We start from the raw sequence: 17600 nt of genomic DNA on the forward strand, positions 1-17600 counted from the left end.
CATCGGCATGAGCTTTTCACGTTCATTTCTGTCTGCAATCATTATTCTTTTTAGTGCGATTGGGTTTGCTGTCCCATCCACAGGTGTGGTTCGCCCCACGTGGGGCGGGGCACAGTATGGATATGAGGCTACGTTAGAACAGCAATTGGATTATTTAGAACAATCCCTGCCTATTTGGCTTGTGGGCTGGGGCCTAAAAATGGTTAAGGGGTCGTTAAGTGTAGATTCAAGATTCGACATAAAAGGCGAGCCATTTCACCGGTATTACAATGACAGTGATGGGGCCGTTCATTTTTATCCCTTTGTGCTTCGTACGGCGTACTTTGTGGTGGCCAATACTAAGGGGCAAAAGCTGGGCGCGGCTATCTACTTTGTTGAGCAAGTGGGGTCACTCCGCCAGCCTCTGCGGTTGAATTCCACAGTTTTTGAATCAAAAATAAAAAAGTCTAATAGTCCAGTGCGCTGGGCCCTTGTGGGAGGGCTTTCAGAAAGTGACTTTGTCCTTGAGTTAGACCGAAGAAGCCTCCAGCTGATGCCTGCAGTTGATCTTCCCGTAAAGGGAGCGAGTTCAACCGCCAAAGTTCAGTATGTAAAAAAACAACTGCAGGATCTGTTGCCGCCTGAAGTGACGGTGGATTATCATTCACTTCATATAGACGACTATTATGATTTCAATATGGTGTTAGATTTCAAAACTCGCTTCGGACACAAGGTGATCTTTACAGCCAGAGATCTTGAAGGAAAATCATATGACGGGTGGGTAACCCTTTGGGAAAGCCATTCGAACCATCAATCGGGTTTAAGTCAATGTAACTCCACATTGCAGAGAGTTCCGTCAATAATAAATAATACTCAGGCCCAATTAGTTTTGAGTCGAGGATATCGAAATGGTGATCTTAGTCTAGAAGTTGAAGGGCGTGAAATTTTAAGCCCTAGCATGAATAACGGCCTTACCGGGGGTCAATAATTACCTTCCCGGCATCATTGAGTTGAATGATTTGTCCCCCCTTGAAAACCAAAAAGGATCCGGTCTCGGTGGGCAAACTCGTGTCGTCTACCAGTTGAAATGATTTTGGCTCACCATTTGGGTATAGCTGCAGATGATGGGTGATACGAATAAGACCGTAAGGCGAATGCCAGTGAGTCAGATTGATGCGGGCAAGATGAAGGTTGCCGCTTTCATAGAATTGAAGGTGCCCGGCGAGGTTGAGTTCCCATTGTTGCAGTTGAACTTGAATGGGAGAGTTGATCACTGCTAACTTTACGGATTGATTGGGGTGAAATTCAACTCTTTGAGGGGCAAGCTTAATAGAAAGCCCACTCCACCTGAACGTCGCGGGTTTTTCAAGAATCGTTATCGCCAAGTGGCCGTTGTCATGAAAGGTGACTTTATGTCGGAGCACAAGTGGATCAAAAAAGGACGGGTGATGATATAAACTGCCCTTCACAACGGGCCCGGTTTTTAAAAAATCGTCATTGTAGAACTCAATGGCCGCGTCTGGGCGAGGGTTAAGATCAACAAGGACATTTTGAATTTGTAGGGCAGTAAATTCAAGCTGCTGCATGAGGCCGACAAATTCCCGCAAAGGCATAGTCTCAAGGTTTTCAGAAGCCATTAGTGAAGACAACCAGCGCGCAGAAAGTGAGTTTTCTTGACCTTGACTTAAAGTATCCCGGTAAACCACCTCATGGAGGATCAGGCCCGCTTTTTGCGTGTTGTTAAGTTGCTGCCACCAATAGTTGTCAATAGTGTATCGTTTTTGTCGGGGAAGAAGCACCGAGGCCTGATTGATGATTTGTTGTATGCGACAGTTTTTTGGAAGTATGCTGTGTTGAGAATCGGGAATATCAACGAGATCCACATCATCTAAAAACTGAGCTTCAGTAAGAAAATCTTCAGCCCAATTTTCGTAACGTTGTGCATGCTCCGGCGCCAGGCGAGCCATCCGTTGGGTGGCAATGTCGATTTTTTCTCTGACCGAAACGTTTGAGTCACCCAAGTTCACGGTTTGTCCACGAAGTGTTTTTGCTTCATAGTGGTCGAGAACCTCAATGCGCTCCACTTCATTTTTGCTGTTTTCACACACCACAATATCGCCGCCATTGCCCACCAGTCGACCACCAGCCATAGTGGTGGTAGAAATTAGGCAAAAAGAGAGAACGACTGAAGCTCTCATATGTCCTCCTGAAGCCAGGGAAATAGCTGTAAAGAGAGAGTGTATACAGAATCTTTCTTTTCAGGTTGGGAAAACTTTTTGCAGAATTTCTTCATAAAATCGCTAACCATGGCTTTAGCTTCCGGGAGATCTTCACTGGCAAGAGCGAGAGTTAACGATTGGTTTTCGCGCCGATGCATAGGTTCATCCGCAAGGGACTGTTGTGCCATCATCAAAAGTTTATGATGAAAACTTCTAACGGCATCGTTAGGTTCAGGGTCTCCCACTTGCGAAAAATCTTCCGTGGCGCGCCATCTGTCGGGTGTGACTTCGAGTAGCCCCAGTCTTTGTAAACGCTGAACGATAATGAGGATGTCTTCTTCGGTGGCATGGAGCATCAGTGCGGCCGCTTTCACGGAAGGTTTAAAGTGTTCAATGTAGGTCAATTCAAGTAACGCAAAATGTATAGGGTCAGCAATAAGGGCAAATCGATCCCGTTCTAGGACACTAAAGGTAGCCCGTTTTCTGTAAGTGATCACGCGCTCAAGGGCTTGCTTTTTTGCCAGGTCGCTACGGGCATGTTCGGCTTCGACCAAATCACAAAAATAAGTTTTTAAGTCTTGGGATAATTTCAATTTGTCAGCGATTTGCTGGGCTCGTTGTCGAGACAGGCCATATCTCTTATTCAAGATGTCGTGAAGCTGCGAGGCGGGAACGCCAAGTTGTTTTGAAAACGCCCCCATGGTGTATCTGGCATTGCCCTGCCGGCGGCGTTTAAATTCAGCCTCGATAAAGTCTCTATAGGTTTCCACGAAATCCCCCAGTTCGCGGTACTATCATAGACACTCAATCTAAATGACGTCAAAGGGGCAGGTGGCTTCAGCCCTAGGCGAAACGTTTTTCTAGGGCGCGTAATTTTAACCGCTGCCGCCAACCCTTAGCACCAAAGGGCGCATGAATGATTTTTGAACGGTGCAGATAAAAATCAACATAGAAACCCTTGGGTGCCCACAAGATATTAGGGCGCTTAAGTAAGATCTTAAGGGCAAGGGATCCCAGGGCTGCGGCGGCCGCATCACATCCCACATTCAAAGAGGGGAGCCGCTTTTCATTAGAGTTTATGCCCTCATCGGCCACCAAGTAGGATTTTAGTAATATATCTACCGGTGTCAGAGTGGAGATAAAGCGCAGAATTTGTTGGTTTACCGTGAGGCCCTCACCTTTGAGGTCAAAAAAATCGCTAAAGATCGGCCCTGAGGGCGAGAAAGCCATAACAGAGGTCCCCATCCCAAAGGGTCCAGCCGTAATCATAGGAATACCAAGTTGGTGAGCTAAATCGTAAAGGTGAATTCGTATATCCATTGCGAACAGATCCAACGTATCAACGATCAGATCAACCCCCTCCAGAAACGCCTGTGAATTTTCAGGTGTGACTCCCTCAGGAAAGGTCTTGATTGTGCTGTTGGGGTTAATGCTTTTTGCCAGCTCTGTCATGGCCTCCACTTTTGATTGTCCAATAGTGTCACAACGAGCTCCCAGCTGCCTGTTAAAGTTGGAAAGTGAAAAGGTATCGAAATCTGCAATATGAAAGTGTTGAACTCCCAGTCTCAAAAAGTTGTGGAAATGGTGACCACCAACGCCTCCAAGCCCAGGCAAAGCAATTTTCACCCGAGAAAGGGTTTTTTGTTCTTCCGACGTGACCCAGCCGATATTGCGAGAGAAGGCCGTATCGTAATCAAAGTGTTGTGAGTTAGTTTGCGAAGTTGGATTCACGATGAACAATCTCCTTGCAGCGCTGTAGTCATCATTTTATCCCCTCTTTCATAACAGATACGTGATCATTTTCGAAATCTGAAAAACCATTTCAAAAACCAAAAATTCAGAGTTTCCACTCATCCAGATCAAAGTTGTGAATCAAAACAATTTGAACGTGTTCTTTTTTTTCGTCGTCGTCTTCGGCTATGATTTTGTGGAGTTCGCCGTAAAATTTAAAAATTTCTTGGCGAATTTTTTCTTGGGCGACTTTAGAAATGGGAAAAATTCGATAGGCCCAGCCCCGCCGTGAAGAGGGAACTCCGTCTGCGGTGTCAAACCGCTCAAGACATTTTTGGGTCCAATATCTAGCCAATTGAGCGGACTCTTCAATGGAATCTTCCATGTCCACGCGGCCGCGGCAGAGTTCGTACTTGCCATTTTTGAATTGAATAGATGCATTCGACTCTAGGAGTTGTAGTCCATCTATCACTTCGGTGGTTTCAACGTCGAGCGCATAAGCTAACCATTCATCGGAGTGGGTAGGTAATTTTTTATAGGCATCCAGGGTTAATAGGGCTTGCAGTGCCGAAAGCCACCCAATCGAGCCCTCTAGTTTTTTTTGTTTAAGGGTTGTGGCGCTCCAAGCTGAGTACTCTTCCGGGGTCCACTGTGGGCAAATAGATTTTAAAAAAAACGGCAGCTGTTGAGTATTACATCCAAGAAATTGCAGCACCTGGTAAAACTCAACAGTTTGATCTTCAAGAAGCAGTCGGCGCGCTTTGGCGGAGGACATATCCATGTAGCGCGCAAATTCATCAACACTCATGTTGGCAAACTTGGTTCGCAAACTATTGAGCACTTGTTGTCCGTCTAATGTTGAGTCCACTGAGAACGATAAGATTTTTTGCAATATGGCATCAATAGGTATGGTAAGGGCGCTGGCGATTTGAATAAATTCAGGCCATTTTAAGTTTTTGTATCCTGTTTCCCACTTGTGCCATCTCGGTGTGGTTGAATGGATAAGATTGTCCATTTGTTTTTGGGTACGTTCAGCGCGCCAGTGCCGAACCAGTTGGCGGCTAAGGCGTACAAAGTCGTCTGAGGATTTGGGCGCTGTATGACTCACGATCAAAGACCATATTCTTATTTTCGAGGGAAAACAAGGGAACCTTAAGTTGACGAAAATCGCGTAATCCATGAATAATAATTCCATGAATCAAAAGGGATTTTCTCTCATCCAGGGTCTCGTGGCCGTAGGCATTATGTCGCTTGTGGCGATGAGTGTTGCCGGCCTGTTCACTCAGATGGCGGCGAATCAAAAACGCAACAACATCATTTTCATGCTTCAAAATAAAAAATTAAACTTAGAGCAATCTCTAAGAGATGATCGGACATGGCAAAAAATTCTGGCACACGATAACAATCAAGGGCAATTGCAGTGTCTTAGAAAAATGCAAGACTGCATGGAAACAGCAAAAGAATTACCAGACCCTCCTGGTGAACTTATCCCTATAATTGTGGATGGGAGCAATCGTGTGTTAGTGGATAGCACCATCACAGGTAACAATATTGGTGGCATGACTTATCAAGGTACACTTTGCCATGAGTTTGTAGATAGAGACGTGTATTTTTCTGAGAATGGAAATGATCAATGCCCCTTGCGTCTAGAAGTGCGCTGGCGACCCATTTGCGATAAAGAGACAGATACTTCCTGTTTGAACCCACAGATACAAATTACTGGTTCCTATAAGCATTCGCCCTATCAGATGGGCAAGTTGAATCTCAATTTTGTGCAATATCAAATAGAAGTGGTGCGGCCCGGGGTGACGGCAGAGATGATCCAACAAGCCATGCAAAAATATGTCGAAGAAAAGTCTTCCGTACAGCAAGCGAGCCCCGGACTTTCGAGTTCGCCGCAGTTGCCATCAGAGACGGCATCAAATCAAACTCCTTCCATGACGGTGGATGATGCAAAAAAAATGTTAGAGTCAGATGCACTTAAAAAACAAGATCTACCGAAAGAATTCACAGAAGGAATGAATCGATTGCTAGAGGCGCAAAAACAACTTGAGCAATTACAAAAAGAGTTGAAGTCTCAACAAGAGGCTAATTAACGATCTTTTCGCCATTTTCGGTACGTGGCTCTGGCGGTAGCACAAAGTGTAAAACCAGATAAAGCAATGCGGCTCCGCCAAAGGAGAGGATCGCTAGAGTCAGGGCGCCCACTCGAATTAGGCCTAACTCCACATTGTACTGTCGAGCCAATCGAAGGCAGACGCCGAGAACTTTGGGCTGCTGTGATTCAGCAATCAAGTCTTCTCGAGGAAGGGCCATGGCCAAAACAAAATAGACCAAAACACCAGTAAAGGCAAAGAAGATACTGGCAAACCAAGCAATTCTAACCAGCGTGACGTCCACATCTAAAGCGCGAGCCACTCCGGCACAGACGCCAGCGATTTTTCCATCTTTAGCTCGCAACCACACAGGTTGAACGATACCCATAGCTAGACTCCTTCCGCAGCAGAAACCGCTTCATCAATATCAGAGGGTGGTTGAGTCGACAATACGTCGGCGGGAGAGCCCACATCAGCTGGATCTTGTTTCTTGAGGCCTTTACGCTTTTTTCGTTTTCGTTTTTTCTTACCAGAAGCGTTGAGCTCAACGGGAGTCTCGTCCGCCGCCGAGGTGACGGTGTCGTCAAGATCATCTTCAACCAAATCTTCGGGTTCAGCATTTACCGTGGCTGCCTCAAGAGCCAGGGCCTCACCACTGCGAATATTTAAATTCGTTGGCAAACTTTTTTTACTTTTGGCGCCAAGCTTTTCAAGTCGTTGGGCTTGCACTAAAACGCGGCTTTCTAATCGCGAAAGTCCCTTTTCGTATTCGTCGCGTGCTTTTTCAAGATGTTTTCCTATTCCCACATAGGCATCCATAAAATCACAAATTCTTTTGTGCAGCTCTTTACCGGCGTCTGAAATGCGTTCGGCGTTCTCCGCCAGTCGCTCTTCATTCCATCCAAAACGAATAACTTTCAGCAAGCCGATCAGTGTGGGAGGAGTGGCAATAAGAATTTTCTTTTCAATGGCATATTCCATTAACTCTGGATCAGCTTCTAGAGCCGCGTAAAGAAATGATTCGTTAGGAAGAAACATCACGGTAAAGTCTGGGGATTCTTTAAGCAAATCTGAGTAGGCCCGTGAAGATAGTTTTTTAATATGGTCTTTTACGTGGCGCCCATGGCGAGAGAGTTCTAGGTTTCTCTGTTCGTCTGTGTTGGCATCGAGATAGGCCATAAAGGCATCAATGGGTGTTTTGGCATCAACCACCACGAATCGGCCGCCGGGCATTCTGACGGTCATGTCAGGGATTATGCGATCGCCGTCATCGGTGTTTTGAGTGTCTTGAAAGACGACGTCGGAATACTCAGACATGCCTGCTAGTTCCACACAGTTTTTCAACTGCACCTCACCCCAGCGGCCTCGAACGTGCGGTCGCTTAAGGGCGTCTTTAAGGGCTCTAGTTTCTTCACTCAATAACCCGTTGATTTCAGCCACGCGCTTTATTTCTTGTTCCACCGAAGTGAAGGCCCGAACACGATTGGTTTCAATGTGCGTGACCTGTTCATGATATTTCTTGAGGGCCTCATTAAGCGGCTGAACAAGGTGATTGATCGCGGTTTGGCGTTTTTCAAGATCGCCCTTTGCCACTTGCACTTCTTGTTGCAACATGGTTTTTGCGAGATCCATAAATTGGCGATTGTTACCCTCTAAAGCGGATGCGGCTAAACTTTTAAACGTGTCGCTCAGTTGGGCCTTTGCGCTTTCGAAGGTTTTTCTCTCCGCATCGAGGGTCGACTTGGCGGCTTCCAGTTCGGCTTGAGTGCGGGCGAGATCAATTTTTATCTCGGTAAGAAGACGTTGATGACGTCGGTTAATGTACACAGCGGCCGTCAGGGCGAACAAAAACAAGACTAAAAATACCACGGAAATAGGATCCATCGAGTTCCCTTTGCTAGAGGATATCCGGTCAAATATGCCATAAAATGGCCCGAAAAGGCCAAATAAGGCCGCCAGATCGCGTTAAAACCTCCTGAGAGTAAAACAGAAGGGGGTGGATATGGCATAAGCCTTGAATATTAAAGGGGATGTGAACCTGTTTTATGTGGGAAGGTGATTCACAGTGTCTAGGTTGAAATTGCGAGTTGTAGCTTTGGTATTGGTCGTATTGGCTCCAGCGTTGGAGTGTGCGGCGGTGGAATCGACCCCGGTGTTGCCTGAAGAATCCGTGTCCGTCCCCTTACTTTTTTCTCAGTGGAAGCGAGATCAAGTGACCGAGGCCCACAACTATGCGGTTCGCGTTAGAAACCGCCTGCTCATTGCTGGGTCCCATGAGACGCGGGGCAGCCAAAGCCAAACGCTGGCAAGTTTGGAGCAAGAACTTGAGGCCGCCCAACAACGGCTGGCCATAGCTCAAGAGCTATCTCTTGATGACTACTTCGAAATTTATTTAAAACAATTCAAGAATGAGCCTCGGTCCCTGCAATTACTTGCAGAGCGCCTGCCGCCGGAAGAGGTTTTAAAGTTGCTCGCTCGCCTGTTGGACACCCCCATTCCCCAGCCGGAGCCTGAAAAAGTAGCCAACCGTCCATAGATCCATAGAAAACCCTCGTTTAACCCTGTAAACGTTTGAAAAGCCTAATAATTTTACTAAATTTCGGTAATTTCTCTGGGTTACCTTGACAGCAAATTAATAGCTTACATATTGGAGCGGTTTTGAATCGCTATTTTTTATTTGATGTCATTAATAGGAGGAATACTCATGGCAGAAATCAATGTACGTCCCCTTCACGACCGAATTCTTGTGCGTCGTATGGAAGAAGACGAAGTGACACCGGGCGGAATCATTATCCCTGAATCGGCAAAAGAAAAGCCTCAGCGGGGAGAAGTGGTCGCTGCAGGAAATGGCCGCGTTACTGAAGATGGCAAGACATTGCCACTAGAACTTAAGGCCGGGGACAAGGTTTTGTTTGGCAAATATGCTGGCACAGAACTTAAATTGGGTGAGCAAGAATATCTAATGATGCGCGAAGAAGATGTTCTTGGGGTATTAAACTAATTTTTTAAAACTTAAAGATAGAGAGGTCTTTAGAATGAGCAAAGAAATCCGATTCAGTGAAGATGCTCGCAATTCCATTTTGCGAGGAGTTAACACTTTAGCAAACGCTGTTAAAGTGACCCTAGGTCCAAAAGGACGTAACGTAGTTATTGAAAAATCTTTTGGTGCTCCATTGATCACTAAAGATGGCGTAACTGTGGCCAAGGAAATCGAGCTTGAAAACAAGTTTGAAAATATGGGCGCTCAGATGGTCAAAGAAGTGGCTAGCAAAACTAACGAAGATGCTGGTGACGGTACAACCACTGCCACAGTTTTGGCTCAAGCGATTTTTCGCGAAGGATCAAAAATCGTTTCGGCAGGACACAACCCCATGGAAATCAAGCGCGGTATTGATAAAGCTGTAGAGGTTGTTCGCACCGAACTTAGCAAGTTGGCAAGTCCTGTAAAGGGCCAACAGGAAGTGGCACAAATTGGTACCATTTCAGCCAACAATGATAAAGAAATTGGTGAGATGATTTCTCAAGCCATGGAAAAAGTGGGCAAAGAAGGCGTTATCACTATTGAAGAGAGCAAGACCGCTCAAACTGAACTGGATGTGGTTGAAGGGATGCAGTTTGATCGTGGATACCTGTCTCCTTATTTCATAACAAACGCTGAGCGAATGGAAGCCGTCCTTGATGATCCCTATGTTTTGATCCATGACAAAAAGATCAGCAACATGAAAGATCTTCTTTCTGTACTTGAGGGCGTGGCCAAGCAAAATCGTCAACTACTTATTATTGCTGAAGACGTTGATGGTGAAGCGTTGGCAACATTGGTGGTTAACAAGATTCGTGGAACATTGCAGGTTGCTGCAGTGAAGGCTCCTGGCTTTGGCGATCGCAGAAAAGCGATGCTTCAAGATATTGCCACACTAACTGGTGGAACAGTTATCAGTGAAGAAACTGGTCAACGACTTGATCAAGCCACTGTTGCGGATTTGGGTCAGGCCAAGCGTATTCTTATCGATAAAGACAATACCACGATTATTGATGGTGCTGGCGAAAAGGCAGCCATTGATGATCGCGTGAACCAAATTCGTGCTCAAGTCGAAGAAACTTCAAGCGATTACGATAAAGAAAAACTAAAAGAGCGGCTGGCAAAACTGGCCGGTGGTGTGGCTGTGATTCATGTGGGCGCTCCTTCTGAAGTAGAAATGAAAGAGAAAAAGGCTCGCGTGGAAGACGCGCTTAATGCCACTCGTGCGGCCGTTGAAGAAGGTATTGTTCCTGGTGGCGGTACAGCCCTTCTGCGAGCATCTCAAGGTATAGAGAAGTTGAAGTTGACCGAAGGCGAACAGTTTGGTGCTCGAATTGTGAAGCGCGCTTGTGAAGAGCCTCTTCGTCAGATTGCTGGCAATGCAGGCCTTGATGGCGCCATCGTTATCGATCGCGTATTGAGCAAAGGTGGCACTCACGGATTTAATGCTTTAACTGAAACATACGGTGATCTTGTTGAAGACGGCGTTATTGATCCAGTTAAAGTGGTTCGTTGTGCACTAGAGAATGCGGCTTCGGTTTCATCACTAATGCTCACAACTGAAACAATGATTGCTGAAAAGCCAAAAGACGATGCAGCCGGTGGAGGCCCAGATATGGGTGGCATGGGCGGCATGGGTGGTATGGGAGGCATGGGCGGCATGATGTAATCAGGCCAGAAGCTCATCCATTAAGCTCTAAAAAACCCCAGCTCATTTTGGCTGGGGTTTTTTTATGGCAAAAATCAAAACAGATAGTAAAGGCCTGCAGAAAAGGTGGTGTGCTTGCGGCTTGAAGAATTAGCACTGCCGCTCGAGAATTTAGTGGAATACAGTTCCATATCCAATGAGCCAACGGCTCTGAGGTTAAGAGCCACCCGCCTTTGGACAAACACACTGAAATTGTTAATTGTGTTATCGCTTTTTCCGCTCGAGCTGGGGCTTTCGCTCAGTTGCGGATTTAGCAAAAAGAAAAGTTCAGAACCGAGGCTCCACGAGTGGTCTTCGGCGATGGGATAGGTGCCACGCACGCCCGCTTTAAATCCGGTGTATTTAAGTGTGGTTAGTCCTGGTGGTTGTGATTCATCTACAGCTAAACGGTAAGAGGCGAATCCAGCAAGTAGCTCCACATTAGGCCCCCATACGCTCGGGCCCATACGAATTCTGTAGCCCCCCAAGAGTTCATGGGAGCTGAGTGAGTAGGAAAGTTCTCCGGGGTCACCCCCACTTCTTGGGTTGTCAGTGGAGATAATTCCCTGTCGTAGCCGTGCGTGCATAGTCCACTTGGGGGTGATCCAAAGTTCAGCTTCAATATTGGCACTCATATAATAGGGATCTTTTGCATCGTAACTGTCACCAGGGACGGTCATGCTGCCAGCAAAGTATCCTAAGCCCAGTCGTGCCCCCACTTGCCCAAAGGTGGGTGGTTTTTGAGGTAACCACGGCGAGGGGTCTTTGCCAAAGCTGATAGGGCCATCGGGCCGCGACTCAAGGGAGTGCTCGTTTTGAACCGCATCTGACAGCATTCGATCGTCTGGGTAGGCAACAAAGTCAATGCCCGCAATCTTTGTGTCTTTCTGGATGGCCCCGCTTTCTTTTTCGGTGACGATTTTACCAAAACTCAAGCTATCTTCTATTTTTAAGAGGCGAATTTTCCCGATAATTTCTTTTTCAGAGTTTATTACAAAATCAAATTTTGGATGGCGGTTGAGTTTTATCACTTGAACGGCAGATACCATCTGCCCCTCAATTACACCATCTTGTTTGCCAATATTAAGCGTGACTCGATTGTTGTGGCGACTTAACACAAGGCCCGTGTAAGGCAGTTTAGAAAGAGCCTTTTGCAACAATAACTCGGCTTGTTCGTTGAGATGTTTCACTTCAAAGCGCGGAAAGTTTTTTAAGGTCTCTTGGGCATAGAGTTTCTTGTCGCTAGCAAGAAATAGATCCAGCTTCATATTGATCCCATTGGGTCCTTTTGTGACACGCATGACAACAAAGGCGTCTGTTCCCAATCGTTCGCTCAGTGCCGCTACTCGTTGCGGATCTCGCTCAAGGTCTTCAGGGGCAACAATCGGCCCAATCGTGTCTATTGATTTAAGGTCCCAATGGTGATTGCTTTGTAAAAGCTTCGATAGGTGGTTTTCAATAGGACGCGCATAAATGCCTTGTAAGTTATCTGTGAGCGGCAATAGTGCTATGCTGTGCACAGTTACAATTCGATCCAATTCACCCGAATACGGGGTGATGCTTTCATCTAAAGTTTTTGCGCCCACAGCGGAGGCCAAGAAAATACAGACCAATGTCGAGGGGATCGCTGCAAAATGTAAAAATAGTCGTCCACGTTTTACTTTTATTTTCATAATGCAATTTTCCTATTTTCAAAAGGGTAGGTCAATTTCCTTAAAGTGATCATAGCCTATTGCCGATATGAAACTGTGACATTTTCAAATTACATTATTCATTTTCTAGTTGTGTTGAGTTTTTGGTTTTACGCTCTCGACTTTAGTGTGGCTCAGATGGACCCAACTTCAACACTTTTGCTTCGGCAAACCACTCGTGGGTCGTCAGAAGACGCTTTTGATACCAGTCGATATGAAATCGCGGATCCACCAGCAAGAGTGCAGCAACCACAGGAGCCGGTGAGAAAGCTGCAAACTCCTGAAGCAAAGAAGGAACAACCGGCTTCCACACAGAACGATGCGGGAGTGCCAATGCAGGAGCCGGCCGAGTCATCGCCATCTGCAGAATTAACTCCGCTTAGCCCCGAGCCTGCAATGAACTTGCTCGATCTCGCGGTGGCACCAACCTATATGTATCACCACGCACAAAGTAGCTATTGGTACCGTGATCATTTTTCGTCAGGCGCAGGGCTTTCGGTGGATCTCAGTGTGTGGGTGGCACCAGAAATGGCTTTATCTACAGGTCTTCTCACAAGCCTCGGGCACTCCACATCGGGCTCGGTGACGGGTGATCGCAACGTGGCCTTTCAGCACGATTGGTTTACTGCGGGCTTAAAGTTTCGCAATCTATATGGGCCAACGGCGGCCCCGATTTATCTACTATACGGCATTGAATACGCTGAGTATCGAGTGAGCGTGGACAAGACAGAGACGCAGAGAATCAGTTCCCATTCAACAGGGCCGCGGGTATTTTTTGAACTCAATAGGCCTCAGTCGGCGGGCGTATACAGTTCGGTGGGGGTTGAATTTCTGCCAAGCCTCCTGCACAAAGAAGAGGCTACAGCGCTAGATCTGCAATCGGGCACCAGCGTAAAGGCCTTTGCCGTGGGTTTGTGGTTGGGGCGAACCTACCAGCTGAACAGCGACCACCAGGTGTTTTGGAAGCTATCTCATAAAGCTGAAAATATCGTTTTTTCAGGAACCGCCAATACGGTAGACCCTATAAGTGGAGTGGCTCCAGAAAATGTGTCAGTCACCAATAGTTTCACTATGTTTCAGTTTGGCTTTGTTTGGGGAGACTGATCGCGACAGGGGCGCGGCAGCCTCGTCGCTCTCGCTTTCGGGTACATTCTTTGATTTTTTGACTCGCTTGTAAACTACGTACACTAAAATGAGGGCCACCACGACGCTAAAGATCACAATATTGAACTCTTTCGCCACATCTAATAAAGAATCAAGTGTGGTGGGGTCTGTTTTCAATTGATTGCCAAACCACCATCCCAGCATGATCCACACCGGCACACTGATGAGTGCGGCAAAGCCATCCAACATAAAAAATACGACGGGTCGCACTCCCAAAATACCAGACGTTAAAAAAAGCGGTGAACGCAATCCCGGTAAAAACCGAGCTGTAAAGCAAATGAAATGGGAGTTTCCCAAAACTTTTTCGCGAGCGAGTGCGATTCTTTTTTCGTTAAAGATAGATCGAAAAATCGGGAGCTTAAAAACTCGGTAACCCATTTTTCGACCCATATAAAAAAGGGTGGCATCACCAATCATGACTCCCACAAAGCACGACAAAAACGCACCGGTGAGGGAAATATTACCTAGCCCAGCCAAAAGGCCAGCTGTAATGAGGGTGATGTCTTCCGGGATCGGGATGCCAAAACCACAAATCAAAAGAACGCCAATAATGATGCTGTAGGCTGTGAACCCGCTAAAGCCCTGCATGAAAAGGATCAGTTTTAATGATAGGGTGGGCGTGGGTTCCATATGGTCCTATATCCAGTTGGGTCCGATGCGGAAAAACAGTATAATATCTTTCATGGGAATAAAACTTGTTATAGTCGATGACGCCCCGTTTATCCGAGAAGTGGTGCGAGGGGTGATAGCTGGCAGTGAAATAGAGTGTATAGGGGAAGCTGCGGATGGTGAAGCGGCGGTTCGAATCGTGTTAGAGAGAAAGCCCGATGTTGTTTTGATGGATCTCGTGTTACCGGTAAAAAGTGGAATAGAAGCGGTTGAAGAAATATTGTCGGTGGCTTCTGGAGTTCGCATCGTGGCGTGTAGTACGATGAATCAAGAAGCGATGGTTTTAAAGGCTCTGAGCGTGGGCTGTTGTGACTATATAAGTAAACCATTTGAGGCAAAACGACTGCTTCAAGTTATAAGGGGCTGCGCGGGCAAGCGCCCAGCGCAGAAATAGAATATGTTTGGGTTAATATCATTTTCAAAGAGTCTTGCCATAACACTGATCATTGTTTTTTTGCTGCAAATTCGGGTGGGGAATAGCACGCTCGAAGAAAAGGCAATGTTCTGGATTCATGATTCATACATTATGGCCCCGGTACAGAAGGCGGCAGAAGGCGCGGTATTGATGATTCGAGATTCGTGGAATGCGCTGACGAAAAACATCAACACCAAATATGCCGATTCGGTCAAGCGAGAAAACCAACCTGGATTTCGTGATGTGAAAATCCATTTCGACCGCAGCAAGGCCTATCTTGAGGAACAGGCCCGCAAGGCCGCTGAACAGCTTCAGGAAAACTCTGAAGGATCAGAAGAACTATAACTATAGGGCCACTATTTTCGGCCGCTGCCCTGATAGCTTTTTCTAACAGGCCTTTCTTCCTGAGAAGACTTGTTTACCAAAGCCGCCACCCGCCGTTGTTGCTTGTCTTTGTTTTGGCTGATCTTGCCTTTATCTAATGGGCAATAGGCATTCGCGCTAGCAAAAGCCGACGAAACAGAAAAAACAAAGGAGGCTGCCAATATCCATTTAATTGCTTTCATCTCGCCCTCCTTATAGGGAGATCTAAAGTTAATAGCATCTTTCAATTCATTATATAGCGAGATGTGTGCCAGGTTGGCGGCCTTGAAGCTCAAAAAAAACCAGTTAATTTAGCTAGTTACGATGCTGCCCCAGAATAGATCGTCTAATCTTTTGACAGCTGGGTGCCATATTTGCGAATTCAAGCAACTTGGCGGGGGGCTTTGGTGCTACTTGCCCGCGCCTTTTTCAGATTGGGCACCAGACTCTGGAGAAGCGCCATTCCCGCCATTCACTAATGCCGCAACATATGAATTTACATTTCTGGCACTTCGATTGATCGGTGGCGCACTGGTGCTATTAGATTGCTTAGATCCACACTCATAACAGTCAGCTGTGGCAGCAGTCTCTGAATCTGAATATTTAGTATCATTGGGGTCACTATTTACGTCTGAACCTGCCGAAAAAGCGGGTAAACCAAAAAGGCTTAAAGTGAGAAAAAAACATATTAAACGCATCATATTGTTCATCCTTTAAATTTGTAGGTCACCAGTGGCGGGAGCAATAACCTCAAGCAGGTTGTTAAATACGTTGGCCACCTGTGTGGCCACGGTTATGCCCTGTTCACTCTTGACGTTTTGAATCTTACCATTTTTATCATATTCAATACTGATACTGCCCAGGCCGGGGCGATCTACTAAGGCGGGCTTGCCAAAGCGCTCCTCATACATAATTGTTACTAGCTTACGAGCTTGGTCTTCAATTAGATTGATGCGACCTTTGCGATCATAGCCAATCTTAATTTTTTGTCCGCTCGAGTTGCTTGCAACCACAAGATTGCATTTTTTTGAATCATAAGCGAACTGAGTAGAAATTTCTTTCTGAAGCTTGCGCACAGGTGCCGAGGCTGTTTTTGATTTGCCACCGGCCTTGGCTTTGGATTCATAGACAAAGTACTTCGTTGAAACCTGTGACACTTTCGTGCATTTTGTTTCATATTTAAAGAACATCTCTCTCGAGGGTTCAGTCCGCACTTTAAGTAGACCGTTGTCGTAATATTGGTAGCGGGTTCGTTGGGCGTTCTTCAGCACAGAAGTAGGTTTGCCAAAAACATCGTGATAGTAGGTGTCAGTGACTTCACCATTATTGTCTGACTTGGCTCTGTGTAGATATCGACCGGTCCCGTCTGGCTTTTCGCGATACCAAAATTCATATGAACTTTTGTTGGTTACCTTTTTGCCGCAAGTTTTCACAACCAAAGATTTGTAGTAGTCTAAAGGCTCTTTTTCAGTATCTTTATATTCGTATTTTTCAACGCACTGGCTGCGATCCGTAAAACTCACCACCCAGTCTTTGTCCTTGTTGTATTTGATGTCTTTGAATGTTTTGTCGGGGAACGAAATTTTAGTTAAATTGTGGTGGTCGTCGTACTGATAAGAGTAGGTAGATCCCCAAGCATTAGTCATTCCGACCAGATCTTCCCCGTCATGCACATAGCTCACCTTAATGCCGTTGGGACCAACAATTGACTGAACCTTTTTTGCAGCACCAGCAAGTTTAAACGAAAGTTTATTTCCATTGTTGTCTACAACACTATCGATTAAACCCGATTTTGGGTCGCGGTTAATGTTTAGAAAATTTCCGTTGCGATCTTTCATTTGAATAAGTAGGCCGGCAGTATTGAATACTTCGAGAGTCCCGTCTGGCAAGTAGCGGTAGTATTTGCCTTTGCTAAATTTGATTTTCTCGTTTTCTCTTCCAAGGGCAATATACATGGTGCCAGGTTTCAGTTTCGAGCCGAGATTCAATTGGCGAACAAACTCTTCTCGAAGGAAAGTGTCAGTTTGAAGATCCTTTTCCAGTTTAGTAAAAAAAGAAGGCGTCATTTTGGGATTTCTTTTTTTCACTTCTTTAACAACTTCAGAAATGGTTTTTTTAACCTTATCTGGGTCAAAATCACGGGCCAAATAATCCACTTCCTGGCCACCACCACATTGGGTGACTTTAACGTTCCCTTCAGCTGTGGTTTCGAGCTTGGTCTCGAAATCAGAACACCACCCAAAACCAAACATGCCATTAAAAAGGGTACGGCTGTTGTAAGTTCGTTGAATTCGAAGATCATAACCTGAGTTAGGTACAATCAGATCCAACCAAGTATCAGAAAAATTCGCATTGCGCATATCCACAATGCCAAAAGCCACAGATGGCATCCATGCCAAAACCAAAAGCCCAAAAAGCTTCCTCATCAAACGCTCCTTGTGATGAAAATGCTACCCGCCTTCGAGAGTGAACAGAGGCCAGCGGGGAAAGTGTGGGGCGCCAGCACCTCACGATGTGCATGGCGTATCCGGGTTGCGGCACGCAAGCGACGCAATCCGAAGACGACA

19 protein-coding genes are annotated in these 17600 nt (G+C 46.1%); 8 read left to right on the forward strand and 11 right to left on the reverse strand.

The window, feature by feature from the left end; genetic code table 11:
• Window positions 1-7: 7 nt before the first annotated feature.
• Window positions 8-967, forward strand: coding sequence for a hypothetical protein (locus H6626_12085; GenBank protein USN46927.1), 960 nt, complete (start codon window positions 8-10; stop codon window positions 965-967).
• Here the strand turns inward: H6626_12085 and H6626_12090 are convergent.
• The 4 genes from H6626_12090 to H6626_12105 form a co-directional block, all read right to left on the reverse strand.
• Window positions 951-2177: a hypothetical protein gene (locus H6626_12090; GenBank protein USN46928.1), complete on the reverse strand. Its 1227-nt coding sequence runs from the start codon at window positions 2175-2177 to the stop codon at window positions 951-953. The genes H6626_12085 and H6626_12090 overlap by 17 nt on opposite strands.
• Entirely contained in the window at window positions 2174-2968 is a 795-nt protein-coding gene (locus tag H6626_12095) for a DUF4423 domain-containing protein (GenBank protein ID USN46929.1), read from the reverse strand. Before H6626_12095 ends, H6626_12090 begins: the two co-directional genes overlap by 4 nt.
• 73 nt (window positions 2969-3041) lie before the next feature.
• Window positions 3042-3929: a ThiF family adenylyltransferase gene (locus H6626_12100; protein ID USN46930.1), complete on the reverse strand. Its 888-nt coding sequence runs from the start codon at window positions 3927-3929 to the stop codon at window positions 3042-3044.
• A gap of 106 nt (window positions 3930-4035) precedes the next feature.
• Window positions 4036-5037, reverse strand: coding sequence for a DUF4423 domain-containing protein (locus H6626_12105; protein ID USN46931.1), 1002 nt, complete (start codon window positions 5035-5037; stop codon window positions 4036-4038).
• A 70-nt stretch (window positions 5038-5107) separates the two neighbouring features.
• Here H6626_12105 and H6626_12110 point away from each other — a divergent pair, with 70 nt between their 5' ends.
• Window positions 5108-6025, forward strand: coding sequence for a hypothetical protein (locus H6626_12110; protein ID USN46932.1), 918 nt, complete (start codon window positions 5108-5110; stop codon window positions 6023-6025).
• Here the strand turns inward: H6626_12110 and H6626_12115 are convergent.
• Window positions 6018-6413 (reverse strand): PspC domain-containing protein, encoded by a 396-nt coding sequence (locus tag H6626_12115; protein USN46933.1) that lies wholly within the window; start codon window positions 6411-6413, stop codon window positions 6018-6020. The genes H6626_12110 and H6626_12115 overlap by 8 nt on opposite strands.
• Before the next feature lie 2 nt (window positions 6414-6415).
• Window positions 6416-7909 (reverse strand): DNA recombination protein RmuC, encoded by a 1494-nt coding sequence (gene rmuC / locus H6626_12120; protein USN46934.1) that lies wholly within the window; start codon window positions 7907-7909, stop codon window positions 6416-6418.
• A gap of 181 nt (window positions 7910-8090) precedes the next feature.
• Between rmuC and H6626_12125 the strand changes: the two genes are divergently transcribed.
• The 3 genes from H6626_12125 to groL all read left to right on the forward strand — a co-directional run bounded on the left by H6626_12125 (window position 8091) and on the right by groL (window position 10713).
• The gene (locus tag H6626_12125) at window positions 8091-8561 is read left to right on the forward strand and encodes a hypothetical protein (GenBank protein USN46935.1); all 471 of its coding nucleotides are present in this window, start codon (window positions 8091-8093) and stop codon (window positions 8559-8561) included.
• A gap of 177 nt (window positions 8562-8738) precedes the next feature.
• Window positions 8739-9026, forward strand: coding sequence for a co-chaperone GroES (locus tag H6626_12130; GenBank protein USN49025.1), 288 nt, complete (start codon window positions 8739-8741; stop codon window positions 9024-9026).
• Window positions 9027-9060: 34 nt separating this feature from the next.
• Entirely contained in the window at window positions 9061-10713 is a 1653-nt protein-coding gene (gene groL / locus H6626_12135) for a chaperonin GroEL (GenBank protein ID USN46936.1), read from the forward strand.
• A 74-nt stretch (window positions 10714-10787) separates the two neighbouring features.
• Here the strand turns inward: groL and H6626_12140 are convergent, their stop codons facing one another.
• Entirely contained in the window at window positions 10788-12404 is a 1617-nt protein-coding gene (locus tag H6626_12140; GenBank protein ID USN46937.1) for a hypothetical protein, read from the reverse strand.
• Between the two features lie 75 nt (window positions 12405-12479).
• Here H6626_12140 and H6626_12145 point away from each other — a divergent pair, with 75 nt between their 5' ends.
• The gene (locus H6626_12145) at window positions 12480-13526 is read left to right on the forward strand and encodes a hypothetical protein (GenBank protein USN46938.1); all 1047 of its coding nucleotides are present in this window, start codon (window positions 12480-12482) and stop codon (window positions 13524-13526) included.
• On the opposite strand, the gene H6626_12150 is transcribed toward H6626_12145, so the two are convergent.
• On the reverse strand, window positions 13473-14216 hold the full coding sequence (locus tag H6626_12150; GenBank protein USN46939.1) for a DedA family protein: 744 nt from the start codon (window positions 14214-14216) through the stop codon (window positions 13473-13475). The two genes, H6626_12145 and H6626_12150, sit on opposite strands and share 54 nt — an antisense overlap.
• 52 nt (window positions 14217-14268) lie before the next feature.
• Between H6626_12150 and H6626_12155 the strand changes: the two genes are divergently transcribed.
• Both H6626_12155 and H6626_12160 read left to right on the forward strand, forming a co-directional pair.
• Window positions 14269-14649 carry a response regulator gene (locus H6626_12155; GenBank protein ID USN46940.1) on the forward strand — a complete coding sequence of 127 codons (381 nt, stop codon included), beginning with the start codon at window positions 14269-14271 and terminating at the stop codon, window positions 14647-14649.
• Between the two features lie 3 nt (window positions 14650-14652).
• Window positions 14653-15015 carry a hypothetical protein gene (locus tag H6626_12160; GenBank protein ID USN46941.1) on the forward strand — a complete coding sequence of 121 codons (363 nt, stop codon included), beginning with the start codon at window positions 14653-14655 and terminating at the stop codon, window positions 15013-15015.
• A gap of 11 nt (window positions 15016-15026) precedes the next feature.
• On the opposite strand, the gene H6626_12165 is transcribed toward H6626_12160, so the two are convergent.
• The 3 genes from H6626_12165 to H6626_12175 form a co-directional block, all read right to left on the reverse strand.
• Window positions 15027-15236 (reverse strand): hypothetical protein, encoded by a 210-nt coding sequence (locus H6626_12165; protein USN46942.1) that lies wholly within the window; start codon window positions 15234-15236, stop codon window positions 15027-15029.
• 207 nt (window positions 15237-15443) lie between these two features.
• Window positions 15444-15734: a hypothetical protein gene (locus H6626_12170; protein USN46943.1), complete on the reverse strand. Its 291-nt coding sequence runs from the start codon at window positions 15732-15734 to the stop codon at window positions 15444-15446.
• A gap of 12 nt (window positions 15735-15746) precedes the next feature.
• Window positions 15747-17459: an RHS repeat protein gene (locus H6626_12175; GenBank protein ID USN46944.1), complete on the reverse strand. Its 1713-nt coding sequence runs from the start codon at window positions 17457-17459 to the stop codon at window positions 15747-15749.
• Between the last annotated feature and the right edge of the window lie 141 nt (window positions 17460-17600).

The sequence above is a fragment of the Pseudobdellovibrionaceae bacterium genome, from assembly GCA_023898385.1.
Lineage (GTDB): Bacteria > Bdellovibrionota > Bdellovibrionia > Bdellovibrionales > UBA1609.